Origin of the sequence: Thalassoglobus sp., assembly GCF_048270125.1 — a bacterium.
Classification (GTDB): Bacteria; Planctomycetota; Planctomycetia; order Planctomycetales; family Planctomycetaceae; genus Thalassoglobus.
Genome location: NZ_JBLWTN010000006.1, coordinates 171,391 through 195,750, shown reverse-complemented (window position 1 = coordinate 195,750; position 24,360 = coordinate 171,391). Strand labels below are relative to the sequence as shown.

Sequence of the window (24,360 nt, the reverse complement as noted above, 5' to 3'; positions counted from 1 at the left end):
TGCAAATTGTGAACTAAGTTTACATGACATAGCTTTGGAAATGTATTCTTGGGCACGGAACATGAAGATCCGATGAGTGATACCACGGACGACAATTTGAATCTGAAGTCCCTTCAGCGAGAACTCACCAGCAAGAACGAAATCATTGCTGCGCTGACGGAACGTCTAGAAGGAACGGCAGACCAGTTAGATCGCTTGAAGCGGTCCGGGGTGAAACCTGGAGACGCGCAAGCGCGACCGCTATTGAGTTTGGCTCATCACGTTGAGAAAGCTCTAGAAACCTACACTGAGCTCGATCCTGAAGACCATTTCACGAGGATCGAGTTGGGGATTGAACAAATCCTCGAAATGCTTTCATCGGGCGACTTCGCCTCGCCGTCGAATTCGCAAGCTGAATCCAAAACGACATCCAGCAATGATGCGTCGTCCGCTCCCGCCTCAAAAAGTACGAACTCCTCGAACGATGACGATTTCTGGGCAGCGACCAAAGCTCGCCTTTTAGGTGATGAAGCCGCTGCGAATGATCAATCCGAATCAGAAACAAATGAATCATCGGATTCGGTGACTCCTGCTGGATTTTCTCCAGGCCAGAAACATTCGCAGTCAAACGAACGGCCTCGGTATGAAGAGCCTGAACTGGCGGACATGCCAGCTCCTTTGGTGGAGTTTGACGATCCCGTTGTGTTGCTGGAAGCGGTCACTGATCGTGACTCTTATATCGTGTACTTGATTTCAAGATTGAGGAATGCCGAAGCTGCAGCTTATCCACCAGTCGATTGGAGTGAACTCTCGAATGCTCCATCTGATCTTGTCGCTAAGCTTGTTGAACTGCATGATCAACTCGAAGATCAGTTACGACAGGCCCAACTTTCCGTCTCGTTAGAGCGTGCCATGTTGACTCGCGAGCGGGCAAAACTGGCTCAGGTAAAACAGCACCTTGAGAAAGAGGTCAAGCGAATGGGCGGAGGGTTAGGTGCTCTTGCTCAGGAAGTGATCGGGAATAAAGAGGATGGAGATCGACTTGATAAGTTCATTGAACTTGCCTTGAGGTCGTCATCGCAAGATTAGAGCAGTTTGCTCTACCGTGTCTCCGTGAAGAACGCGTTTGATCAATAAAAACGCTTTTCGGCACGAGGCAGAACCTGCAAACCAATTCGAAAGATGCTCTAATTCGCTCTCTCGCAATTTGAGCCCATGACCATTCAGGAAGTGGACAATCGCTCTCGTCTCAGCTGCTGTTTTTAGAACTGATTCTGAAACTTGAAATTTCTCTCTCAAGCGTTGAGAAAACGCCTATCCCAGAAATTTTCGGACTGGTTCTAGTTCGACGCGATGTGACATGCCATGCACGATCGCACCAGCTTTTCCGAAGATGTTGAGTCATCGAAGTCGGAACCGAGTAAGCAGGTCGAGTTCATATGCGCTTCATTTGGCACAGACTCTGAACGCAGCACTGCAATCCCACCGAACGAGGCAGCAACGCCAGCAAGAAACGCTGCTGCGAATTTGAGTTTGTTCATGAAGCGTGATTCACGCGAGATGAGTCGGGATAGCTTTGACTCGCCTTGTGTCTTTGTGGCGAGTGCCAGTCTCATTGCTGATTTCTGAGCGAATTCGATTGCGATTTCAGACTCGCCCCCGGTCAGTTCTTGCGGAGACCATGTGGGGACAGAAACTCGCTCATCGTTCGATTCTGTGACGAGTGACGCATTCAGCATCGGCGAAATCACTTCGACGAGTGATCGACAGCGGGGGCATGCCTGGAGATGCTCATCAAGCTTTGAGATCGAACTCTCTTTGTGATCGTTCGACAAAATGTGATCGATAGTGTCGTAACAGTTCATTGCCATTCCAAAAACAGAATGCTTGTCATGCCTGTGAAGATCACTTTCGTGACCTCATAGACTGCTCGCCACAAGGCTGAACGTGAAGACCAATGTTGAGATTGCTAACGTTGACTTTACTGGGACATCAAGTCTTTGACCCACTTGCTGAATAGTGAACCTGCTCCGTTGTGTGTTGTAGTGAATTTCATCAGTCCCCGAAAAACTCCATCATGAAGGATTGTCTCTGTCTCTTCATAAGAGATCAATCCAGGTTTTCGGCTGCGCGATGAGCAGACTCATTTTGCGAGGCTGCTCAGTCTCTGCTGTCTCAGTTCCTGAGTCTTAGGGGATCTCTCTACAGTCGAATTATACTGGTGAATCGGATTCGAAGGTGAAACAAAAGGATAACATTCTGCTTCAGCCATTGCGAGAGAAGCTTGAGAAACCGACGTCTCAAAATGCTGAAAATGAACGATGACAGCGGACTCGGATGGACGTTCATTCTGAAGGGAAACTGGTTGACAGCCCACTTATCGAGTCTTACGATTGAAAGTTAGTAGTCCCCGTACATATGATTGCGGACTTATGACTAAGACCGGTTGACATCGAAAGGAAGCCTCATGAGCTTGATACGCCACTCGAATATTTTCCCCATCATCACATTCGCTTTGCTGGTGGCTCTTGGGGCGGTTGCTGATGCCGACGATGCTCGAACCTGGTCGGACGCAACCGGACGATTCAAAATTGAGGCGAAGCTCGTTTCCCAGAAAGATGGCAAAGTCAAACTGGAGCGAACCGACGGCAAGTCTGTTGAAATCGACATCTCGAAGTTGAGTGAGGCAGACCAGAAGTATCTGAAAGAACTTGAGCTCAATCCATTCAAGACTACGGATGATGACGACAAAGGGACAATGCCTGCGAAGAAAGAGGGGATGTCTGCAAAGAAAGAGGCTGGCTCCGGCAATGGGGCTGCAAACCCGGGAGCCACTCAGGACGTGGATTGGGGGCGTTCCAGCGAGGTTGACATCAGTTCTTATGGCGATGGGTGGGACGTGGTACCCGTTGCACCTGAAGAACTCGATTACGTCCCCAAAGCGGCGTCGCTGCCGAAACGAGTCGACTTTTTCGAGAAGTTGCAGAGGGTCGTGATTCATCCGAAAGCTCAGCGAGCCGTGGCGGGATATATGTGGAATTTTGGAGTGAAAAACAAAGCTCCACAAACACGCCTTGTGCTGTCCGATTTGAAGACCGGTCGTGAGCGAGGGGAAGGGGTTGTGTATGCTGAAATGGCTCCGCTGGCATTGCATCCGGATGGTGAATTGTTGTTGATGAAGAACCTGAAGCGTGGTTCACCGAATTTAGAACTCTGGAGAATGCCGAACAACCAAATCTCCCGAGAGCGTACATTTGCTCCAATTCGCGAAGGAACATTCGGAAGCCCTGAAGTTCAATTTGCACAGTTTCTCGATGAAAATTCGTTCGTGCTGAAAGACTCAAGCGGCTTAGTAAGCATTTGGGATCTCTCCACTTTGCAGCCTGTCTGTCATTTTTCCATCGATGGTAACTGCCGTCCCGCTTTGTCCGCAGACGGCAGTATGCTCGCGTTTTATAAAGATGAACGCATTGGCCTCTTTGGGACCAAATCGCATGAAGTCATCGCGATTCAGAAGGCACCTCGTCGCCTCAACTTCACGAATTTTGCTTTTAGCCCTTCCGGAGAAAGGCTTGCCTGCACTGCTTTTGACTCCCTGCTGGTTTGGGAACTCGAAACCGGAGAGATCTATCGTGACTTTGTGCCTGAAGGAATTGTTCTGAACTCCGGAGTGGAATACTCACATGACAATTTCGTGCTGCTAGGAAAACGGTATCTGGTCGAACTCGAGAGTATGATTAAGTTGTGGGATTATCATGGTGCAGAAGATGTACAGGCCATCGACGGGACAACTTACTTTTCGGTGAGCCCCCAAAACTCCCCTGGCGCCCTGATGCCAACTTTGCTCCCTCATGAAGGTGCTCGTGAAGCGTTGAACGCAGCACTGAACGAACCGGATCTGTTCATTTTCCGCAAGGGAGTGAATGTTCAACTCGACGCATCACAGATCCCCGGTTCGCATCAGGCCAAAGTCGAAGCGAGTCTGAGAAACAAACTCAGCGAGTTGGAAATTACTGTTGATGACTCCGCACCGGTTACTTTGAAGGCGTCTGTCTCCGGCCCGAAACAACAAGAAATGACCTATACTCGCTCCGGTTCTTATACCGTTCAAATTTATACAACAACTGTCGAATTGATCTACCAGGGGAAAACAATCTGGAAGAAGACTGGGACCAACATTCCACACTTCGTACATATTCGATCGAATGAAAATCTGGGTGACATCCTCAGCAAAGCTTCGAAGCAGCCTGCCTATCAATTCTATGATAACGTTGCCCTTCCAAAGTTTGTGCAAAAGCCGATTGGCGACGTCAAGTTGAACGCTGCACCCGGTGGACAAACAATTGGTAGCTCCAAGGTCGTTCCGACAACCTCGACGCGCCGTCGTCCCACAGGACGCCCCCGATAACAATGCACACGATACCAAAGCTTGTGAGGACAACATCTACTGAAACGTGCTCCTGCTGAGAACTGCGTTTGCTATAGAACCAGTCCGAAAACCTCTGGAATAGCCGCTTTCCTCAACGTTTGAGAGAGCAATTTCAAGTTTCAGGATCAGTTCTAGAGCAGTTTGCTCTACCGTGTGCCCGTGAAGAACGCATTTCTATAGTGAAAATGCTGTTCGCCACTAGGCAGAACCTGCAAACCAATTCGAAAGATGCTCTAAACAGTGAAAGAGGCCGCCGAGCATGACTCGGCGGCCTCTTTTTATGTCTGGATACTGGTGTTGAGCTCGCGGCGTGATCGCGACGTAATCAACGTTCGGATTGCTGAGGGGCTGTCACCGAAGCTTCTTCCTGTCGCTCTCGCTTCATCATCTCTGGATCAACGCCATCCCTGCGAGCAACTTCTGCTCTGGAGAGAATCCCTGACTCAACTAGTCGGGCATCCGCAAGGCGTTCTTTAGAACGGTCGCGGTTGACGAGTGGTGGGAACGACCATTTGATATCGATCTGTTCAAAGAAGTCTTGCGGAAGCAGTTCATGGTCGATCGCATCTTGCATGACCCACTTCCAGAGCCGCGTGAATTCGTCTGCGAATCGTTCTTGTTCGCTCTGAAAGAATTTGACAGCTGGCCCTTCCGCGACCATCGTCGAAGCAAAATTGGAATTCGATGCATCGGAAGTAAGCATGAATTCGGGGAGACCTGCCCCGGCAGCAATGGAGAGCAGCAGCATTCTTCCTAAAGAAACTGCATCGCCGAAGTTTGTGTTTGGCTGTAAGAATTGAATGTCCGTTCCGTGGTTGGTCGTGAGGATCGTCCCCGGGGCAAACTTTTCCCGTCGGGCTCCTCCGATCCCAGTCCCATCTCCGGCTCGGTTAGCAGCTGTCTCTGCCATCTGCGGAGAACCCTGAACCTTCCGCCAGAGTACGATTGAAGACTGCAGCTTACGGGCCATGAGTTCGGTTTCCAGCCAGCGTTCGTAGCAGTTCAGCGGTCCCACAATTGGAGCAAAGATCGAGATGCCTCGCTTTTCATTGGAGTCGACACCGATTCGGGTTTGCAACATCTCTTCTGTCGGAATCCGTTCAACCTGATTCGTTCCCGGCGCAATCAAATGCAGATACTCAACCGGAGTTTCAACATCATGTGGAGCGGTGATGATTCCCTGCGAGTCGGGAGCTTCAGCAGTCGCCGTGATTGTTTCCGGGTCGACAAAGCGAACATGAGGTGGCCAGTGACCTCCGGAAAATTTACGAATGAAGGCCTCTCCGTCGCGCCAGCTTCTGCGGGCATGTTCGTTGTACGAATAATGCAACGCGTTCTTCGTGCGAAACTGTTTCCAAAGCAGGTTCGCTGTTTGAATCAAGTCTTCATGATGTGATGCATCCTCTCGCCCGTCGAGCAGCTTGTGACTCAAGTGAAGTCCTGGACCTGTGACGTACGCTTCCATCAGCCGCAGAATGTTACAGGCGTGTGGATTTTCAAGCACCAGCTTTCTCACTTTGTCACGAGTCGATGTTCGCTCTGGCTCGGTGCCCAAAAACTTCGATCCCCCCACGAGGGCCCATTCCCCCGGATCGTTTGCAACCGGTTGAGCATGTGTCGTCTCGGTCAGTTCGACGAGTCGCTCGTGGACAATCTTTTCGTACTTTGCTCGAAGCTGAGCGGTCGAGAGTTTATCGCGGAAGTAACGCCACATTGTCTGTTCCTGATGAAGAATGGAAGGTTCTCTGGTCCCTTTAAATGCTCTTCAGCAAGTTGCGCGGACTCGGTGGTTCAATGAAATTTTCCATAAAACCGGCACAATCGTATTGACCGGCCAGATTTGTCTACTAGTATCCTCTTTGTGGGAAACACGCCCAAAAGATCTTTTAAAATTTGATTGCATGTGGGGAATTAACCCATTAGGATTTGGTTTCACGTTTACCAACACTGAGTCATCTGATCATGTCAACTCCTCCTGAAGCCTTTATTACTGGAGAATTCCGGAGGGCGATGGATGATCGATTTCGACTGACTCTACCTGCTGAGTTTGCTTCTTCAGTGACGGACAGTGCCGGTCAGACAATCCTCGCGAAGGAACGCGATGGTTGTCTAAGTTTGTGGAAAGCAGCTGACTGGCAAGTGCGAGTAGATGACGGATTGTCTTTACTCCGCGAGAAGATCCGCACCGGCCGTATGGAACAGAGATGGACCGAGGTCCAGCGGCTCGGTCGGCTTTTGTCGACACGTTCTGCCGAAGTTAAACTTGCGAATCGGTCTCGCGTTTTAATCCCGGAAGGCTTCCGAGAATTTCTCGGAGTGGACAAGGGAGGCGATGTGATGATCGTGGGAGCTGTCGTTTGTGTTGAAATCTGGAGGCCCGACGCTTGGTTGGAACAGCTTCGAGCAGATATGCCTGGATTTGGTGAGCTCTTTAATAGCCTTTCCGGGTAAACCGTTCTCATCAGAAAGTTCAAGACATGGTCGTCAACAACGAGAGAATTAAGATCCCCACACAAACCTGAACGCATGTCTGGCGGGCGGGAGAAAGAAAAGCTACTCAACAACGCTGCAGGAGCCCCCACACAAGGCTCTCAGGGATGGAAAACTCGGCATGGACGCCACTTTCTCACAACTGCCGGACATGCGATTTTTTTTGCAATCAAACATATTGAGCATGATCAAGAAATCTGCTCCGACTCAGCTCAGTCGAAGAAATCAGTGTCGACCAGGTTCGTACTGATAAATCCAGGTCAAAGAACCGCTGTTGGCGAATTGGAGCATCTTTCGAATTGGTTTGCAGGTTCTGCCTCGTGGCGAACAGCATTTTCCTAGACAAATGCGTTCTTCACGGGCAAACGGTAGAGCAAACTGCTCTAGTCCCAAATTTTGCGGGGCTTCGAAGATGTCCCTTTGCCAGCGAAACCTGATGGCTCAACCATATTTTGAGCATGCCCTCTGAGCGAGTGGCCCAGCGTTGCTCCGTTCTTAACTCGACGCTTCCAATTCTCTTTTGAAGCGTTTTTCGATGGCTGCACAGTTAGAGACGGATTTTCTAGTCCATTCCAGGTAGAGGTCTTCGAGCTCATTTGGGCGGAGTTCCCACTCGATTCCGGACTGTTTGAGTTTCTCGGTCAGAATGTGCAGAGAGAGTGCCGCAGCGACAGAAACGTTAAAACTCTCGACGAAACCAAACATTGGGATGTGTGTGCAAATATCAACGCGCTCAATGACTTCGGGGGGAAGCCCCTCTTTTTCTGTACCAAAAAAAAGAGCCAATGGTTTTTCCTGCTGAAACTCGATTGATGAGACCGGAAGACTTTTTTCATTCACTACTGTTGCGGCTGTGCGGAAATTGCGGTCTCTAAGTTCTGCAAAACACCGATCAAGACTATTTTCTCCTTCGAAGCGGTGCAGCGTGAGCCAGCGATCCGTTCCCATGGCGATATCTCTTTTCGTAGAGAATTTATGCGTCGATTCAACTACGTAGACATCCTGCACGCCAAAAGCCTCGCAACTTCTCAAAATTGCGCTCGCGTTATGCTCCTGATATAGATCAACGAGTACCACTGTGATCTGGCGAGTTCGGTTGCTTAAAGTAGCTGTGAACTTCGCTTGACGCTCTGGTGTCAGGAACTGTTGGAGGTGTTCCTGGAGTGCTCGTTCGTATTCTGTCATGGGACGCTTGTCTCAATGCGTGAAGTCGATTATTCTTTCCGTTCGCAAACCAAAACTGGAGAGCGAATAGATGGTGGGTATAGCTCAGTTGGTTAGAGCGCCTGGTTGTGGTCCAGGAGGTCGCGGGTTCAAATCCCGTTACTCACCCTTTCCGAAAGACAGTCAAAAAGGCTATCAAGGAACTCCATTTAAAAACGAAATGCCAAACCGATACTTATTGGTTTGGCTTTTTTCATGCAACTGTCGAAATACAATAAGTTGGTTGTGTACGGCTCATCGGCGTTTCGGAGATCAGGTTGGCAGGCGGGATTTTCTTCTAGAACTCGTCACCCACTCCGTTCATTCAGTCGTGCTGCGACGATGCTGAAATTCAATAGATTCAATGAGTTACAGCGAATTGACAACGCTCCAGTGCCGATTAGGATATAAGTAGTATATTCTGGATGGCGAGTACCGGAGTGTCAGTGCGGCCTTGAGATGTGGTGATGACGATGGCAATTTCAGTGACACATGAAGAAATCAACGGTGTGCAAGTGCTCACTATTGGCACCGAGGCTCTCAGCATCGATGAACTGAATCTGGAAGAGATCAGCCAGAAACTTTTTGATTTGGCTGCCAGCATCCCACCGCAAATTGTGATCAATATGCAATATGTGGAATTCTACGGCTCTTCATTTATTGAGACACTCTTCCGGATTTGGAATCGAATTAAGAGTAGTGAAAACGGAGCGTTCGGAATCACGGGGTTGCAAACTTACTGTAGAGAAATCCTGCAGATGACCAACCTCGACTCAATTTGGGCCATCTATGACGATGTTGATGCTGCGGTCGCTGCGATTTCTTCAGCTGAGAATAAGTCGTAAATCCTGACCCTCTATCAAGATAGACTCCGCAATGTGTTGCCGCCGGTCAGGATTCTGTGCATCGAACAGGCATTTGCTTGGCGTTGACCTGTTTGAGGTTTTATTCAGCTGGAGACTCAGGAGCGGTCAGATCTGGTCGGTCAGGAACCTTGACGAGGATTTCGTCTCCTTGGATCTGGACTTCGTACGAATCCGTCTTTAATTTCGATTTCGGGTTATCGAGCCAGGAACCATCTTTCAAGCAAAATCGCCATGCGTGCCAAGGGCAGCTGACAGCCCCATCTTCGACGTATCCCGCAGAAAGGGATGCTCCCATGTGCGGGCAGAAATCGTTGATCGCCAGGTATTCTCCATCCACCAGAAAGAGCCCGACCATTTGCCCGTTGACTGGAAAAGCGCGGCCTTCACCTTCGGGGATGTCGCCGACTTTCGCCACAGCAATAAACTCTGACATACCACTCTTCTCTAAGGGACACTTACAAGAACCGTGTTGCTGAAATCGTTGACATTCGCTGATGTCACAGGTGTCATTACGAATGGCTGCGTCCGTGGAGCGCGTCTCTCGCCAGGTCGAAGACCTGTTGACGACTCATTAAGTGTCACTATTGTCACTAAGTGCAGCAATCACTTTGCAGCAATTCAGCTGGAGTGAACGACTTCAAGCAGGATCTGTTCTATAAAAAAATACGCTCGCGACTGAACCAGCCGCGAGCGTTGACTCGAACGAAATCGATTAGTTCCCAACAGTCAGCAGGGTGAATCGTTTCGCTTTTAATCCGTTTTCTGCCAGAACCTGACTGACAGTTTTTGAATCATCTTTGGCGAATGGTTGTTCAGTTAGAACGCCAGCTTCTTCGCGGTAGAAGACGCTCATTCGGCCGTCGACAATTTTTTCGATGATATTGTCTGGCTTACCACTCGCTTTGGCTTCTTCAGTGAGTCGATCTCGCTCAGCCTGGACCAAAGCTGGGTCGACATTATCAACGGTCGCGACTGTAGGTCGCATCGCAGCGATGTGCATCGCGATATCACGAAGAATATCAGCGTTCTTGGCTTCGCCTTCAGCTTCGAAGAGAACACCTGTTTTGCCATCGTGGTGAACGTAAATTCCGACTGGACCAGTTACTTTGGCAACTTGTCCGATGACGATTTTCTCGCGAATTTTGTTGATTGTTTCTTCGTACAAGTCTTTCAGCGTTCCACCAGCTGGATTGTCTTGTTGAAGTAGTGCTTCGCCAGAATCAGCTCCTGGACCGGTGAGGAGTTGCTCAACAGCGGCATTTCCGATAGCGGCGAGACCTTCGCTGCCAGCAACTGGTGCAGATTCGCAAAGCATCACGACAGCAGCTGAGGTCGCTCCATCTTCAGATGTTTTCGTGAAGATGCGACCTTCGGCAGTTGCGTTGTCGGCACGTTTGACCATGACTTTTTCGAACTGCTCGCGCAAGATTTCGATGGCTTTATTTTCATCGCCGTCTGCTGCCACGAGTGCTTTTTTGCAATCCATCATGGGCAAATCTGTTTTTTCCCGCAATGCTTTGACTGCTGCGGCTGTAATTTCGGCCATCTCCGAAGTCCTCTCTCAATCCAGTTGAAGTCGTTTTTCTTGTCTACGTATCTGCTGGAATACTCGCCAGCCGTTTGATGGCACCTCACCATCACATTGTTTGATATTGCGATTCATCGCCCATGGAGTCGGTTCAACTTTTTAGTAGTTGAGTACCTTCAGCCTGTTGAACCATCAGCTTGTTGAAATTGGTTTTTTATTGAGGAAAGCCTCCTCAACCCGTTTCGCGTCAGTTGTTCTTATGCAAATTGGGGATCGAAACCCTTTGGTGACACGAATGAACGGACAAGACAGCGATTTTGTCGCGGTCACCGATCTCCATACCAGCCTTTTCAAGCAGATCAATGCTCCATCGGCGGTATTGTTGCGAAAATTGGATCGAACCACAACCAGAATCGATCGACTCAGCAAAAACTGAGAATCTTTCTACGTGCCTCTGAAAAATCACCTTTGTGCACAACTGGACAGGTGAATCAGTGAGGAGGTTCGAGCACAAATCTTAAAGGGGGCGAAAAGGTAAAACCATTGCGCGATCTAACAGTTTTCGTACAGACGTCATAACCGGGGTGGGGACTCTTCACATATTGTTGCTTTTTGGCGACATGCAGGTTTGCTTGAGCTAACGTTCCTCTGGATGAATTATGTCAGCTTCCCGGATGTTCTCTAACCTCGACCGCCACTCATGAAAAATCGACTTGTCTCAGTTCTGTTTGCAGTTTCTGTGTTTGTGAGTGCGTTTCTGCTTTTTCAGATTCAACCGCTGATCAGCAAGGCGATTTTGCCCTGGTTCGGGGGAACTCCGAATGTCTGGACCACCTGCCTGCTCTTTTTTCAGACAGTCCTGTTCGGTGGATATGTTTATGCCCATTTGCTGACAAGCAAATTGACTCCACGCTGGCAGGCGACTGTGCATTCTGTGCTACTGATCGCTGCTGTGGCGACCATCAGCATCTTGCCTGATGCAACTTGGAAGCCGACCGGAGATGAGGCACCAGTCATTCGAATTTTGGGGCTGTTACTAGTCACTGTTGGACTTCCGTACTTCGTGTTATCTACAACTGGACCACTCTTGCAGTCGTGGTTCGGCAGAACATTCCCCGGACGTTCACCATACCGATTGTATGCGTTGTCGAATATCGGATCGCTGCTGGCGCTGGTCAGTTATCCGTTTCTCTTCGAGCCAGTAATCGGAATGTCTCAGCAGTCCTCGATCTGGTCAATCGGATTTTTTGGTCTGGCGTTGCTGTGCGGTCTCTGTGGATGGGTCTCCGTCTTCTTTCAAACTGAAGCAGAAAATGCCACACCGGCTGAATCTTCGCAACCCATTTCCCAAGAGACGAACGTTGAGGCAAATGTTGAGAAGTCCGCTGGAAGCTGGTGGCAATGGTTTAGCTTATCGATGATGGCATCAGTGATGCTGTTAGCATGTACAAATCAGGTATGCCAGGATGTTGCAGTCGTCCCATTTTTGTGGGTGATTCCACTTTCGTTATACCTATTGTCCTTCATCCTTTGCTTCGATGGCGAACAATGGTATTCACGTTTGGGGTTCGGTCTCGGTGGTGCTTTCTCACTGGCACTGGTGACATTTCTCATGACTCAGCCACCTTCAATCGGACTTGTGGTTGAGGTTCTCATCTATTTTTCCGCTCTCTTTGCAGTATGCATGATTTGTCACGGCGAATTGGCACGGCTGAAGCCGGAACCGGCTCGGTTGACTTCGTTCTATCTCATTATGGCCGCCGGTGGAGCCAGTGGTGGAGTGTTTGTCGGCGTCATTGCTCCAGCTTTCTTTCCGCTCCTCCTGGAGATGCACTTTGCACTCGTCCTTTGTTCTGCGTTGGCAATCGGAGTCTATCTCAATGAAAACGGGAAACGATCTGAGGCCAATCAAATTCCTGCGTGGGTTCACTACGGAGCATATGCCGCAGTCATCGTGACTGCCATCAGTTTGCAATCGCAAGCGCGTGGGACGATCCGAAATTCCACAAGAATCGAACGAAATTTCTACGGTGTTTTACGTATTGAAGATCAGTCCCCTCACGATCCAGAGGAGCATACTCTCAATTTGAGGCACGGGCGGATTTTGCATGGTGTGCAATATCAGTCGCCTGAGAAAATGATGATTCCAACAACTTATTTCGGACCAGATTCCGGAATCGGTCGCACGTTTTCAGCCCTCAACGAGTCTCGACCTTCCATCAAAGTGGGGGTTGTTGGTTTGGGGATCGGGACACTCTCTGGATACGGTCGCAAATCCGACCATTTCCGTTACTACGAAATCAATGAGGCAGTCGTTCGGATTGCCCGAGACAACTTTCGTTTTCTTTCAGGCTCCCCGTCGAAAACTGAAACAATCGTTGGCGATGCCAGACTTGTTCTTGAGCGGGAAGACCCACAAGGTTACGACTTGCTGGTTCTGGACGCCTTCTCCGGTGATTCTGTGCCAACCCACTTGCTCACCAAAGAGGCTGTCAAGATTTACATGAGCCATCTGAACGAACGGGGAGTTCTTGCATTTCATGTTTCAAATCTGCACCTCGATTTGGCCTCGGTGACCACAGCGCTGGCAGATCAGGTTGGAATGGAATTTCGACTCACGAAATTCTATGGTGACGACGCAACATCGCAGGTCTCAAGTCTTTGGATGATTGCCAGTCATGACAAGGACATCCTCGACGATCCTGGGCTTCTTGAGCTGACAATTACCGCCCCGAAGGATCGTGTCCTCTGGACCGACGATTTCAGTAACCTCTACTCGGTGCTGAAGTAACTGGCTCTTTCATTGAAACCTGTTCGACGGAGATGAATTCAGCAGTACAGATGCAGACATCTGTTCATTGATGTTTCCCCTTCAATCGTCCATCCTGTGTCCTGAAAGATCTTGTGTTGTTCAGCAATATTGATGGAGAGGGTGATGTCGAAGCAGTCACGTCGGCAGTTTCTAGGAACAGCGGCCGCCGTTACCGGAGTTGCCATTTCTGGCGCGGAGTGGACTCTGGCAGCGGAACCTGCAACACGAGAACGCAAAAACAAAGGGAAGATTTTCAAAGCGAATAAAGGTGGCAGAATTGGCAAAGACCTGGACGGAATGGTCACCAAGCTTGAGCAGTATAAAACTCTTGGCTTTGATGGAATCGAAGGAGCCAGCCCCGGAATTCCCGATCTCGATGCATTGAATAAAGCCATTAAGCAGGTCGATCTCCCTGTGCACGGTGTTGTCGACATGGTCCATTGGAAGGAGCGACTCTCCTCTCCAGACCCAGCGGTTCGGGAAATTGGTCGTGCTGCTTTGACTCAAGCTGTCAAAGATGCAAAAAAAATTGGAGGAACATCGGTCCTCTTGGTTCCGGGGCGAGTGACTGGTCCGGAAGAGACTCATGATGATGTTTGGAATCGCTCGATCATCGAAATCCGAAAAGTGATTCCGGTTGCTAAGAAGCATCAAGTTAAAATTTTGATCGAGAACGTCTGGAACGGGTTCTGCGAAACTCCTGAAGAATATCGCGACTATATCGATGCGATTGATAGTGAGTGGGTCGGGGCTTATTTCGACATCGGCAACGTCCGCAAGTTCGGAAAACCGGAAGACTGGATCCGCATGCTTGGCAATCGTATCGTGAAGCTCGATGTGAAAGATTGGGGCCAAGCGAACGGATTCTGCCGACTTGGTGAAGGGGATGTTGATTGGCCGGAAGTTCGCAAAGCACTGGCCGAAATCAAGTTCACTGGCTGGGCGACCCGTGAAGGGGGCGACAAATCATTGGAGGATACTGTCCAGCTGATGGACCAACTCCTCGACCTGTAAATGGAATGTGAGTGAGTGTCTCTGATAAGCGAAATGCACAAATAAGTCTCGCAATCCTGAATCTTTCGAGAATGTTTACCGCTGAGCTTCTATCGAGGCATTCGAGAGCTTGTGAAGGCATCAACTCGAAAAGTGCTGTAGAGGAATTATGATTGCCGAAGCTTTGGGAGTCGGTCTTTGTTTGGGAGGCGTGGGGTACTTCAGTGCTCAATACGCTTGGTGGCGTCCCGTTGTAGACTGGTCAGCACCGCGAGTGCTCATGTATCACATGGTCCGTTCGCATCGTCCCGGCACGCGATTTAATAAATTACGTGTCCCACCGGAACAGTTGGAGAAACAACTCGCCTGGCTGAAAGCTCGCGACTTTCATTTCGTGTTTGCCAGTCAACTCTTTTCTAGTGGACCTCTCCCTGAACGGTCAGTTTGCCTGACGTTCGACGATGGGTATGAAGACAATTGGACCAACGCCGACCCACTGCTTGAGAAATACGGAGCCTGTGCCACGCTTTATTTAGTTACTCAGCGAGACGGCGGATGGTCGAGCAAGAAGAAAGCACATCACAAGGATGATGAGCTTCAAGAGGAGCCGAAGCTGACCGATGGACAGATTCACAGCATGGTGAAGACCGGCCGCTGGGAATTAGGTGGGCACACCATCACTCATGCAAATTTAGCGACGATCGAAGATCAGGCAGCAACGCACGAAATCGCAGCAGCAAAGAAAGAATTAGACGCTGAGTTCCAGGTCAATTCGCAAACATTTGCATACCCATTTGGAATTTATGAATCCAGACATTTGCAAATGGTTGCCGCAGCGGAGTATCAGGGAGCTGTGACAACTGAGTCCGGGATTGCGAAACGTCCCTACGCAGATCCTTTTCAAGTCCCGCGCATCAAAGTTTCCGGCACTGAAGGTTTGCTAGGATTTTCGATGCGAATGCGGGGAGGGAGACGGGGCTTGTTCAAGTGAGTTCTGGTGTCAAACCCCACATCTTGGTGTGGATCTGTGGTGCAGGACGTGGTGTGGAACTACGGTCAGTTTGTGAGTCTGTTCGCGTGTGTGCGGGGGACAATCAGTAAAAGATGACTTGCAGCTTCACCATGTTCGGTTCAAGTTGTGCCATGATTTGCATGATCTGCTGCTGGTCCTGTTGGCGAAGTTGCGGCACCAGTTGCTTCACCCCGTTCCAGTGCTCGATGAGGTGTTCCGCATCACGCTGCAGCTCACTTTCGGATTTCGTTTGGATCAGCCCGTCATGAAGCTGGTGGGCTGAGTCGTGCAGTTCATTCAGTTCGTTGAGAAATTTGATGCGGAAGGTTCCTGGATAAGCTCCTGAATTGCCGATGATCCGTTTTCCGGTGCCGAGTAAGCGGTCACTCAAATCATCAGCGGAGGCGACAACTGGAAGGAGCTCACGTCGATCGAGTTGCGGACGCAGATTTAGCATGTTCTGAAGAATGTTCATTGATCGCTGAATCATCTGAATTTGCTGTTGAGCAGCAGGGAGATTGACTCTTCTGGCTTCAACAAGAAATTCCTTCCACTCGACTTCCAAAACTTGAAAGTCCCAAGATAAATCGTTGAGATTTTGCGACCGTTCCGCAGTTTCCGCAAACAGATGAGCTGACGCATGAAACTGTGTCGACTGTTTAATCAAATTTTGCGTTTGATTGAGCCGAATAAGCTGCGCGAGAGAAACATTATCGAGAAACAGATCGAACTCACGCTCAATGGTTTGTGTGAGTTGCACAATCTGAGCTTTATCGATCGGAGCCGTCAGCCACAGAATTTCAGAGATGTCGCGAAGGGATTGTTCGATTTCAAGCATGTCGCGTTGAATTCTCTCGGAGTTGAGTTCACGCAATCTGACCGCAAAGACTTTCCACGCTTGCTGAAAACTTTGCGTGCTCGCAACGATCGATTTATAGTCTGAGCGATCCACGAGTGAGACAAGCTGACTGGCCTGCAAACTGAGTTGGTATCCTTGAGTGAGAATTTGATCCCGGATCGGGTTTCGATGGAGTTGGTATCGGAGTTCCTGATTCAAGTGACCCATCGAAGTTGAGACTGACGAACTCAACCTCAGCAGTGAATTTCGGTCAAACTGCGGATCGATTCCAAGAAGTTGAGACAGGGAGGTGTTAAGGTCGGTGATCGAATCGATTGTACGCAGGCTCGCTCGGCCCAGCTCCGGGATTTGCTTGAGGCGATGGGCGAGTGTCCGCCACTTCCGATCAAATTCACGAACGGAGTTCGTCAAAGCTCTCTGATCACGAACGGAGCGTGAATCATCACGAAGCATTCTTGCATCCGCATGGATCGTAAGTGCATCGGCCAGCAGGGGACGCAATTGCGGCATACTCCGCTCTTCAACTCTCAACAGGTTCACTAATTGTGCCGATTGATTTGTGAGAGCATCCAGAAAGACCTGAGCCTGCTGCAAGTCAGCGTTTGGCGGGAGATTCGGAGGAGTGCGATCGGGGCTCGGTCGTCCCCTGTCAAGTTGAGAATCAATGAGAGACTTCAGGAGTCCTTCGACGAAATCTTTTCTCTGGTCTCGATTTGACTGTGCATCCGCACTGGCGCAAACCAAAGTGAGCAAACAAAAAGCTAGAACAGTCTTCATCACCAACTCCGTTTTCGTATCAAGTATTCTCTGTTAACCAGCTGCTTGCTGCTGCAATTCCTGTTTCTCAGGCTTTCCACATATGGCTTCAGCTTTGAGAATCTTTGTCCGCTTCATTCCCCGCGAAGTCTGTGCCCGTGAAGAAGTGCTGCTCTATTCTGGCTTGTGTGATTTATGGCATGCAGCACAATTGGTGCTTTTTTTCAGTAACATCGCTGCATCTTCTTTGCCATCGACTGAAGCCTGAACTGCATCAACCAGGGCTTTAGACTTTTCTGTCCAGCTTTCCGAGTCACCTTTGGGAGGCTTCATACCTTGCATCGCTTTGACCAGTTTCAACAGCTCTTCTTTCTCTTGAGCTGTCGCTTTATTTGTCCCGACCTTGCGGACGAGATCACCTTTGAAAGCGACTTTCATGATCTTCTTGATGTTCAAATCGTCATCAGCCCCGAGTGCCGGACCTGTGGCTGTCAGCTGAACCGTTAACATCGAGAGGAGCACCATCAGGGGAATTATGAACTTGACTTGTTTAGTCATCTGTTGATCTCTTTGAAATTCTGAGTGTATTGATTTTTGCTAGCTGTAATATCTGAACCGGACTCGCTGAGGCTGATTGAAATTGCGAGGTCAGCTTCACCGTCAACTCGATATCGATGTTCGTGCTATCATGCCAGAAGTTTCGAGTGGTGCAAGACTTTCTTTTACCGCTTTCGATGAAATGCACCATTCATGATACGGATGCGAACTCTGATTCAACGTCTCTAATTCAACAACGGCATCGATGGAGGGATACAATAGATTGAATCGTCGCTCGTGCCGCAAGATGAGTTTCGAATTGACGAATCCGCTCCGCGTTCCTCTGATGATTTAATAAGAGAAAATGAGTGGTATCGATAAGAGCCTGAATTCGAAATGAGTCCCAGAGCATTGGGCGGATTTCGAGTTCTCTTCGTCTTATTCAGCTTGTCTGGTACAATTTCATTCCTTCCGTAGGCATCCCATAAGACACACTCCATCGAATTTGAGGATCGCAAACTGGCTGCGAGACTCGAACAAAACTTCCCCGTTTCGGATTTGCAAATGCGTTGGCTTTTCTGTTTTCTGTTCGTCGCGATGGCTGCCAACAACGATCCCTCAGTTGTGGCTGACGATGTTGTTGATTTTAATCGTGACATTCGGCCGATTCTTTCCGAAAACTGCTTTCATTGTCACGGTCCCGACGCCGAACAACGGCAGGCGGATTTGCGATTGGATGAGCACGACGGTGCATTGTCATCGATCATTGTCGGAGATCGCGATGAGAGCGAATTGTTCGTACGTGTGAATTCGCGAGACGACGACCTGAGGATGCCACCTGTTGATTCCAATCGGAAATTGACACCAGAGCAAATTGAACGTCTGGGGAAATGGATCGATCAAGGGGCAAAATGGGGGCGGCATTGGTCATGGACTCCGATTGTCTCGCCAGAAGTCCCGAAGGTTGATGACCTCGCTGAGATTCCGGTTCGAAATGCGATCGATGCCTTTATTCGTCGCAAGCTTGAACAAGAGAAGTTGACTCCATCTCCCGAAGCGAAGAAGACGACGCTGATCAGGCGTGTCACTTTGGACCTCACAGGTCTTCCACCAGCTCCACAGGAAGTTGAAGAGTTTCTCAACGATAAATCTCCAGATGCGTACGAAAAACTGGTGGATCGACTGTTGGCTTCGCCAGCGTATGGAGAACGGATGGCCTGGAACTGGTTGGACGCTGCGCGGTACGCCGATTCAAACGGGTATCAGGGGGACCGTGAAAGAACAATGTGGCCATGGCGCGACTGGGTGGTGAACGCTTTTAACGACAACCTGTCGTACGACCAATTCACGACTTGGCAAATCGCTGGCGATTTGCTTCCGAATGCAACCTTCGAGCAAAAACTGGCTACGGGATTTTGCCGCAATCATATGATCAATGGTGAAGGAGGCCGGATCGCTGCGGAAAATCGTGTTGATTATGTGATGGACATGTCGGAGACGACAGCCACGCTTTGGCTGGGGCTGACCTTCAATTGCTGCCGCTGTCACGACCACAAATTTGATGCACTCTCTCAGAAAGATTACTACAGCCTGTTCGCCTTCTTCAATCAGACTCCGGTGACCGGCGCTGGTGGTGATCCCCAAACAAAGCCGATTCTTCTCGCTCCCACGGCTGAGCAAACGAAACAGATGCAGACGCTTGAATCGCAACTCAAAGTTGCTCGCAGTGAGTTGGCGATGCATTCGAAGGAACTCGATACAAAACGGTCCACCTGGGAAGCTGCAAAGCTGGAGACGCTCAAAGAGTCCGAAACCTGGACTCCTCTTCTTGCCAAGTCGGTTCGTGCGGAACATCAGCAGTTAGAACAGCTTGAAGATGGATCGATTTTTGCAAGCGGTCCGAACCCGAAGAACGACACTTACGAGGTGGTTGCCCCGCTCGCTCCACAATCGCTCACCGGCTTGCGTCTCGATGCACTTCGGCATGAATCACATTTTCAGGGAGGACTGGCACGGTCGAATAGCGGGAATTTTGTCCTGACCGAACTCGAAGTCTTCCTGGTAAATGGTGATGATGAAACGCCTGTGAAGATTCAGTCAGCAGAGGCCTCTTTCGAACAGGGGAGCCTCAAAGTGACGGGAGCGTTCGATGGCAACTTGAAGTCAGGTTGGGCAGTCTACGATGGAAAGCCGGTTGATCGTGACCATGCCGCTGTCTTTCAATTTGAAAAGCCAGTTGAAGCGATTCAGGGATCGGAACTGCGGATTGTGTTGCGGCATGACTCTCAGCATGCGAGCCACAATATCGGTCGTTTTTTACTTTCAACAGCGACCGTCCCTCACCCAAAGCTAGATGAGGCTGGCAACCAAAGCTTGCGACTTGCATTGCTGACGCCAATCGAGAAGAGGACTGAAGAACAAAAGAAAGTTCTTCGACAGACTCATCAAAATGAAGATTCCCAGCATGTCAAGCTTTCTAAGAATGTGACTGATCTTGAAAAACGATTCAATTCTGTTCGGGCAGCCGTCGCGAAGGTGATGGTGATGGAAGATCAACCGGAATTTCGGGAAACGTTCCTACTCACCCGCGGATTGTATAATGCTCCGGGAGATGTCGTCACAGCTGATAGCCCAACGAGTTTACCACCGATGCCAGCAGAGACGACGAAAAATCGGCTTGCACTGGCGGAATGGCTTGTCGCTGATGAGAACCCACTGATGGCACGTGTGGTCGTCAATCGGTTTTGGCAGCAGGTCTTCGGAATTGGAATCGTCAAAACAGTAAACGATTTTGGAGTTCAGGGTGAGTTACCGACCCATGAAGAGTTGCTCAACTGGTTAGCTGCGGATTTTCGAAATTCCGGATGGGACGTGAAACGTTTAATCAAGCAAATGGTCATGAGTCACGCTTACCGGCAATCCTCGAAAGTGACACCCAGCTTGTTCGAACGCGATCCCGAGAACCGTCTCCTCGCACGTGCTCCACGATATCGGCTGCCTTCATGGATGATTCGAGATCAGGCGCTCGCGGTGAGTGGACTGCTCACGAAGCGTCGAGGCGGACCATCCGTGAATGTTTATCAACCTCCCGGAATTTGGGAAGAGGCGACTTTCGGCAAGAAGAAATATGTGCAAGACCATGGCGAAGCATTGTATCGACGTAGCCTGTATGTGTTTTGGCGGCGAATTATTGGGCCATCGATCTTCTTTGACAACTCCTCTCGACAAACATGCACGGTGAGTGCCTTCCGGACGAACACGCCATTGCACTCGTTGTTGACGTTTAATGACGTGACATATGTTGAAGCTGGCCGAGCCTTGGCTGAAAAGACTCTGCAACTCGATACGAAATCTGACCGGGATCGATTGGAACACGTTTTTCAACGGACGCTCGCCCGAAGTGCGGGTGAAGAAGAGGCCACGATTTTATTAGCGGGGCTCAATCGTTCTCGAAGTGAGTACAAATCACATCCTGAGTACGCAGCCGAAATACTAGCAATCGGTGAGTCTGAGAGAGACCAGTCATTGGATGCCGTGGAGCATGCGAGTTGGACTTCGCTCTGTCTGGCGATCTTAAATCTCGATGAGACTCTATCGAAAGAATGACTTTGCGGGAGAACGGAATGAGTCGCATTGTCTTAAGACGTTCGCATGAGCGCCCCTGACATTCTGGAGCATCCTGAAGATTTCAAAAACTTGTAGAGCCATTAAAACGATCATGGACCCACTTTATCAAAATCGATTGCACGTCACTCGCCGGCAGTTCTTCGGAAAGTCAGCGACCGGAATTGGAACGGTCGCGCTGGCTTCATTATTGAACCGGGACGGTTTCGGGGATGCTGCTCCGCTTGGGGGACTGCCGAGCTTGCCTCATCTCGCTCCCAAGGCGAAGAGAATCATCTATCTCTTTCAAAACGGTGGGCCAACTCATGTCGACCTTTTTGATTACAAGCCAAAGCTTAAAGAGTTGCACGGTCAACCACTCCCCAACGGCTACGTTGAGGGGAAACGCTTCAGTACGATGACTGGTGAGGCGGATGGGAAATTGATGTTGGCTCCTGTTGAGCCGTTTAAGCAGCGAGGCGAAAGCGGAGCCTGGGTGAGTGACTTCTTACCGCACACGGCGCAAATCGCAGATAAATTGTGCTTTGTGAAAAGCATGCAGACAGATGCTGTGAACCATGCACCAGCAATTCAGTTTCTGCTCAGCGGAGGCGAACTTCCCGGTCGCCCAACCTTGGGAGCTTGGCTCACATACGGTCTCGGTTCAGAGTCGGACAGCTTGCCCTCTTTTGTTGTGATGACATCCATCAGCAAAGGGACTTCCTGCGGTCAGATTTTTTATGATTTCTACTGGGGAAGCGGATTTCTTCCTTCGAAATACCAGGGAGTCAAGTTCCGTGGAACTGGTGATCCGGTGTTGTACATCTCCAATCCCGATGGGGTCAGCCGATCCATGAGGCGCGGTTGGCTTGATGACATCTCCAAGGTCAACGAACTCAAACTTCAAGAGTTTGGGGACCCTGAGATCGCGACCCGTATCGCTCAATACGAGATGGCTTTCAAAATGCAAACCAGCGTTCCCGAACTGACCGACTTGTCAGGCGAGACGAAGGCGACGCTGGAGATGTACGGACCGGAGGTTCATGAACCCGGGACATTTGCACACAACTGTTTACTTGCCCGTCGCCTTGTCGAGCGAGGAACTCGATGTGTTCAGCTGATGCACGCAGGCTGGGATCAACACAATTCACTCACGACTGAGCTTTACAATCAATGTCGGGATACTGATCAACCGAGCGCCGCACTGGTCCAGGACTTAGACCGCCTGGGGCTGCTCGATGAAACTCTCGTTATCTGGGGAGGCGAGTTTGGGCGGACGCCATTCATTCAGGGGGATATCAACAACCGTCCACGCTGGGGGCGTGATCATCACCCGTATGCGTTCACTGTCTGGATGGCGGGTGGCGGAATTCAGCCCGGTCTCAGCTATGGTGCATCCGACGATCTCGGAATCAACGCCGTCGAGAACAAAGTTCATGTCCACGATTTACAGGCAACGTGGCTGCATCAAATGGGAATCGATCACGAGAAGTTCACATACAAATTCCAGGGACGCCAGTTCCGTTTGACCGACGTCCACGGACATGTTGTGAACGAGATTCTCTCCTGAAAATGTGCGTTGACCGAAACGTGCGTCCGCGAAGAACGCGTCTCATCAATCAAATTGCCGTTCGCCACGAGGCAGAACCTGCAAACCAATTCGAAAGATGCTCTAGTTTTCGAACGGGTTCTCTTTGGCAGCTTCTTCAGCAGGCGCATCTCCATCTGCAGGCGCATCTTTCATCGGAAGTTCTTCGCCATCTTCAGGTCCAAGTAATGGCAGGATCGGGCGACGTTCCGGGTAGAGATGGAAAGAAGGGTACTCTGATCCAATTTCACGAATCCCCAAAACCATCCCAGCTTCATCAGCGAGGTAAATACGATCTGTCCGTTCGTTGTTGATCCGTTTGCTGAAATGTCTCAACTGAAGTTGTCCGATTTTCTCACCTGTTCCCCGATTTAAAATGAGCAGGTTTCCGTTGAGATCGGATGCATAAACTCGAGTTTCGCTCGCTGCAACAAACTCAATTGCCCTTGGTTGTTCCCATAAGAGCAGGCCGGTTTTGAGATGAATACAACTCATCCCTTCACGTGTGGGCGTCACAAAGACTTGCTGACCGATCACTCGAGCGGGATTACGCATTGGGGCGCCACTGGAAAAAGTCCATCGTGTCCGTCCGTTGTCTTTATTGATGCAGAACAGTCTGGAGTCCTCACTGATAATGAGGATTTCGTCTCGGCTGCTTCCTAGCGGTGTCTGAATCCTTACGTCCGTTTCGAACTGAAACTTGAGCTTCTTGTTTTCTGTGAAAAGTCCATAAACAATTCCCTGTTCACTCGCAAAAACGATCATATCTCCAGTGAGGATCGGAGGAGAAACCGTTGCGAGAGGGGTTTTGAATCGCCACATTTGTGCTAAGTGCGTCCAGCGAGGAAGCATTCGTTCGTCATGGAGTTCGCGGACTTTATTTAGGTCAAAAGCGTAAACACTTCCATCAATTGATCCGATTGCCAATTGTGAATCATTGATAGATGGAGAGGCTGAAGGGTGTTCAGGAGAGCGAAGTTGCCAGAGCAGATCGCCGGTATCCTTGTTGAAGGAATAGATCTGCATGCCCCCGGTAACCAGTAACTGTTCATCGTTGGTCGTTGCGGGAAAACCTCTCTGATCCGGAGAACCGACGAGGGTGGACCACAGTTGCCGACCTGTTTCACCGTTGAACGTTGTCAGGATCCCGGAAGAGGATTGCATGTAGATATTCTGTTCGTCAGCAGTCACGAACAGAATGGTGTCCCGGTTTCCGTCAATGATCGACCGCCCCCACCATGAGAGTGTGAGTCCGTAGCGGTTCAATAGCGTTTCGTCCGGAATTCCGCCCGATGTTGAGATTTGGGCTTCTGCGACAATAGCAGTCGATAAGCAACAACCGACAAGTAGCAAGAGTCGAATCAACTTCGTCATAATCGACGCCTTGGAATGAAGTGATTTAGAACTGATCCGAAAACTGAACTTGGCTTCTCAAACACTGAGAAAAAACTCTGTCTCACAGGTTCCCGGATAAGGACTGTATAGGGTTTGGACTTCGATTTTATAAGAAATCCCCGATATCGTAACAGGTGGCTTGTTCCAAAAGCACCTGTGAAATGGGTCTCTTTCAATCAATTCGGAGAATCCTTGAGCAGACGTCCACCCGAACACTCCAGTCGTTGGGAGTGATACAAACTTTCGTCGATCTCTCAGTGTGAATCGATTTTACGTTCTGGGTGAAAGCTGTAAAATAGTTGCAACCGCA

At 49.8% G+C, this 24,360-nt stretch carries 17 protein-coding genes and 1 tRNA gene; 10 read left to right on the top strand and 8 right to left on the bottom strand.

The genetic code is table 11. The features are described 5' to 3' along the window. Positions 1 to 72 precede the first annotated feature (72 nt). A complete protein-coding gene (locus ACN0YR_RS09860; protein ID WP_417849044.1) occupies positions 73 to 1,068 on the top strand; it encodes a hypothetical protein in 996 nt (331 codons plus the stop codon). Positions 1,069 to 1,319: 251 nt separating this feature from the next. On the opposite strand, the gene ACN0YR_RS09855 is transcribed toward ACN0YR_RS09860, so the two are convergent. After that, a complete protein-coding gene (locus tag ACN0YR_RS09855) occupies positions 1,320 to 1,844 on the bottom strand; it encodes a hypothetical protein (protein WP_417849043.1) in 525 nt (174 codons plus the stop codon). A gap of 602 nt (positions 1,845 to 2,446) precedes the next feature. On the opposite strand from ACN0YR_RS09855, the gene ACN0YR_RS09850 reads away from it, so the two are divergent. After that, a complete protein-coding gene (locus tag ACN0YR_RS09850; RefSeq protein ID WP_417849042.1) occupies positions 2,447 to 4,387 on the top strand; it encodes an SHD1 domain-containing protein in 1,941 nt (646 codons plus the stop codon). 346 nt (positions 4,388 to 4,733) lie between these two features. Here ACN0YR_RS09850 and ACN0YR_RS09845 read toward each other — a convergent pair whose 3' ends face one another. After that, positions 4,734 to 6,122 (bottom strand): phage portal protein, encoded by a 1,389-nt coding sequence (locus tag ACN0YR_RS09845; protein ID WP_417849041.1) that lies wholly within the window; start codon positions 6,120 to 6,122, stop codon positions 4,734 to 4,736. A 248-nt stretch (positions 6,123 to 6,370) separates the two neighbouring features. Between ACN0YR_RS09845 and ACN0YR_RS09840 the strand changes: the two genes are divergently transcribed. After that, the gene (locus ACN0YR_RS09840; RefSeq protein WP_417849040.1) at positions 6,371 to 6,859 is read left to right on the top strand and encodes a division/cell wall cluster transcriptional repressor MraZ; all 489 of its coding nucleotides are present in this window, start codon (positions 6,371 to 6,373) and stop codon (positions 6,857 to 6,859) included. A 534-nt stretch (positions 6,860 to 7,393) separates the two neighbouring features. Here ACN0YR_RS09840 and ACN0YR_RS09835 read toward each other — a convergent pair. After that, positions 7,394 to 8,083: a TrmH family RNA methyltransferase gene (locus ACN0YR_RS09835; RefSeq protein ID WP_417849039.1), complete on the bottom strand. Its 690-nt coding sequence runs from the start codon at positions 8,081 to 8,083 to the stop codon at positions 7,394 to 7,396. Between the two features lie 73 nt (positions 8,084 to 8,156). On the opposite strand from ACN0YR_RS09835, the gene ACN0YR_RS09830 reads away from it, so the two are divergent. Together ACN0YR_RS09830 and ACN0YR_RS09825 are read left to right on the top strand one after the other, a co-directional pair. Then, positions 8,157 to 8,230: transfer RNA gene (locus ACN0YR_RS09830), tRNA-His, on the top strand. Positions 8,231 to 8,574: 344 nt separating this feature from the next. Continuing rightward, positions 8,575 to 8,946 (top strand): STAS domain-containing protein, encoded by a 372-nt coding sequence (locus tag ACN0YR_RS09825; RefSeq protein ID WP_417849038.1) that lies wholly within the window; start codon positions 8,575 to 8,577, stop codon positions 8,944 to 8,946. A 100-nt stretch (positions 8,947 to 9,046) separates the two neighbouring features. On the opposite strand, the gene ACN0YR_RS09820 is transcribed toward ACN0YR_RS09825, so the two are convergent. Together ACN0YR_RS09820 and tsf are read right to left on the bottom strand one after the other, a co-directional pair. Next, positions 9,047 to 9,400 carry a Rieske (2Fe-2S) protein gene (locus ACN0YR_RS09820; RefSeq protein ID WP_417849037.1) on the bottom strand — a complete coding sequence of 118 codons (354 nt, stop codon included), beginning with the start codon at positions 9,398 to 9,400 and terminating at the stop codon, positions 9,047 to 9,049. A 279-nt stretch (positions 9,401 to 9,679) separates the two neighbouring features. After that, positions 9,680 to 10,513, bottom strand: a complete 834-nt coding sequence (gene tsf / locus ACN0YR_RS09815) for a translation elongation factor Ts (protein WP_417849036.1) — start codon at positions 10,511 to 10,513, stop codon at positions 9,680 to 9,682. A gap of 682 nt (positions 10,514 to 11,195) precedes the next feature. Here tsf and ACN0YR_RS09810 point away from each other — a divergent pair. The 3 genes from ACN0YR_RS09810 to ACN0YR_RS09800 all read left to right on the top strand — a co-directional run bounded on the left by ACN0YR_RS09810 (position 11,196) and on the right by ACN0YR_RS09800 (position 15,291). Beyond that, entirely contained in the window at positions 11,196 to 13,286 is a 2,091-nt protein-coding gene (locus ACN0YR_RS09810) for a spermidine synthase (protein WP_417849035.1), read from the top strand. A gap of 144 nt (positions 13,287 to 13,430) precedes the next feature. Continuing rightward, a complete protein-coding gene (locus tag ACN0YR_RS09805; RefSeq protein WP_417849034.1) occupies positions 13,431 to 14,321 on the top strand; it encodes a sugar phosphate isomerase/epimerase family protein in 891 nt (296 codons plus the stop codon). 148 nt (positions 14,322 to 14,469) lie between these two features. Then, positions 14,470 to 15,291 (top strand): polysaccharide deacetylase family protein, encoded by an 822-nt coding sequence (locus tag ACN0YR_RS09800; protein ID WP_417849033.1) that lies wholly within the window; start codon positions 14,470 to 14,472, stop codon positions 15,289 to 15,291. Positions 15,292 to 15,394: 103 nt separating this feature from the next. Here the strand turns inward: ACN0YR_RS09800 and ACN0YR_RS09795 are convergent, their stop codons facing one another. Together ACN0YR_RS09795 and ACN0YR_RS09790 are read right to left on the bottom strand one after the other, a co-directional pair. Beyond that, positions 15,395 to 16,948, bottom strand: coding sequence for a hypothetical protein (locus ACN0YR_RS09795; RefSeq protein ID WP_417849032.1), 1,554 nt, complete (start codon positions 16,946 to 16,948; stop codon positions 15,395 to 15,397). Positions 16,949 to 17,101: 153 nt separating this feature from the next. Continuing rightward, positions 17,102 to 17,485, bottom strand: coding sequence for a hypothetical protein (locus ACN0YR_RS09790; protein ID WP_417849031.1), 384 nt, complete (start codon positions 17,483 to 17,485; stop codon positions 17,102 to 17,104). 543 nt (positions 17,486 to 18,028) lie between these two features. Here ACN0YR_RS09790 and ACN0YR_RS09785 point away from each other — a divergent pair. Continuing rightward, positions 18,029 to 21,070 carry a PSD1 and planctomycete cytochrome C domain-containing protein gene (locus ACN0YR_RS09785; protein ID WP_417849030.1) on the top strand — a complete coding sequence of 1,014 codons (3,042 nt, stop codon included), beginning with the start codon at positions 18,029 to 18,031 and terminating at the stop codon, positions 21,068 to 21,070. A gap of 112 nt (positions 21,071 to 21,182) precedes the next feature. Continuing rightward, positions 21,183 to 22,637 carry a DUF1501 domain-containing protein gene (locus ACN0YR_RS09780; protein WP_417849029.1) on the top strand — a complete coding sequence of 485 codons (1,455 nt, stop codon included), beginning with the start codon at positions 21,183 to 21,185 and terminating at the stop codon, positions 22,635 to 22,637. 102 nt (positions 22,638 to 22,739) lie between these two features. On the opposite strand, the gene ACN0YR_RS09775 is transcribed toward ACN0YR_RS09780, so the two are convergent. After that, complete coding sequence (locus ACN0YR_RS09775; RefSeq protein ID WP_417849028.1) at positions 22,740 to 24,029, bottom strand: PQQ-binding-like beta-propeller repeat protein; 1,290 nt, start codon at positions 24,027 to 24,029, stop codon at positions 22,740 to 22,742. Positions 24,030 to 24,360 lie beyond the last annotated feature (331 nt).

What these genes read in the sequence shown, in the direction of transcription:
- ACN0YR_RS09825 (WP_417849038.1), top strand. Translation starts at nt 8,575, where the DNA reads ATGGCAATTTCAGTGACACATGAAGAAATCAACGGTGTGCAAGTGCTC.
- ACN0YR_RS09835 (WP_417849039.1), bottom strand. Translation starts at nt 8,083, where the DNA reads ATGACAGAATACGAACGAGCACTCCAGGAACACCTCCAACAGTTCCTG.
- ACN0YR_RS09800 (WP_417849033.1), top strand. Translation starts at nt 14,470, where the DNA reads ATGATTGCCGAAGCTTTGGGAGTCGGTCTTTGTTTGGGAGGCGTGGGG.
- ACN0YR_RS09805 (WP_417849034.1), top strand. Translation starts at nt 13,431, where the DNA reads ATGTCGAAGCAGTCACGTCGGCAGTTTCTAGGAACAGCGGCCGCCGTT.
- ACN0YR_RS09850 (WP_417849042.1), top strand. Translation starts at nt 2,447, where the DNA reads ATGAGCTTGATACGCCACTCGAATATTTTCCCCATCATCACATTCGCT.
- ACN0YR_RS09860 (WP_417849044.1), top strand. Translation starts at nt 73, where the DNA reads ATGAGTGATACCACGGACGACAATTTGAATCTGAAGTCCCTTCAGCGA.
- ACN0YR_RS09820 (WP_417849037.1), bottom strand. Translation starts at nt 9,400, where the DNA reads ATGTCAGAGTTTATTGCTGTGGCGAAAGTCGGCGACATCCCCGAAGGT.
- ACN0YR_RS09775 (WP_417849028.1), bottom strand. Translation starts at nt 24,029, where the DNA reads ATGACGAAGTTGATTCGACTCTTGCTACTTGTCGGTTGTTGCTTATCG.
- ACN0YR_RS09780 (WP_417849029.1), top strand. Translation starts at nt 21,183, where the DNA reads ATGGACCCACTTTATCAAAATCGATTGCACGTCACTCGCCGGCAGTTC.
- ACN0YR_RS09795 (WP_417849032.1), bottom strand. Translation starts at nt 16,948, where the DNA reads ATGAAGACTGTTCTAGCTTTTTGTTTGCTCACTTTGGTTTGCGCCAGT.
- ACN0YR_RS09840 (WP_417849040.1), top strand. Translation starts at nt 6,371, where the DNA reads ATGTCAACTCCTCCTGAAGCCTTTATTACTGGAGAATTCCGGAGGGCG.
- ACN0YR_RS09810 (WP_417849035.1), top strand. Translation starts at nt 11,196, where the DNA reads ATGAAAAATCGACTTGTCTCAGTTCTGTTTGCAGTTTCTGTGTTTGTG.
- tsf (WP_417849036.1), bottom strand. Translation starts at nt 10,513, where the DNA reads ATGGCCGAAATTACAGCCGCAGCAGTCAAAGCATTGCGGGAAAAAACA.
- ACN0YR_RS09785 (WP_417849030.1), top strand. Translation starts at nt 18,029, where the DNA reads ATGCGTTGGCTTTTCTGTTTTCTGTTCGTCGCGATGGCTGCCAACAAC.
- ACN0YR_RS09845 (WP_417849041.1), bottom strand. Translation starts at nt 6,122, where the DNA reads ATGTGGCGTTACTTCCGCGATAAACTCTCGACCGCTCAGCTTCGAGCA.
- ACN0YR_RS09855 (WP_417849043.1), bottom strand. Translation starts at nt 1,844, where the DNA reads ATGAACTGTTACGACACTATCGATCACATTTTGTCGAACGATCACAAA.
- ACN0YR_RS09790 (WP_417849031.1), bottom strand. Translation starts at nt 17,485, where the DNA reads ATGACTAAACAAGTCAAGTTCATAATTCCCCTGATGGTGCTCCTCTCG.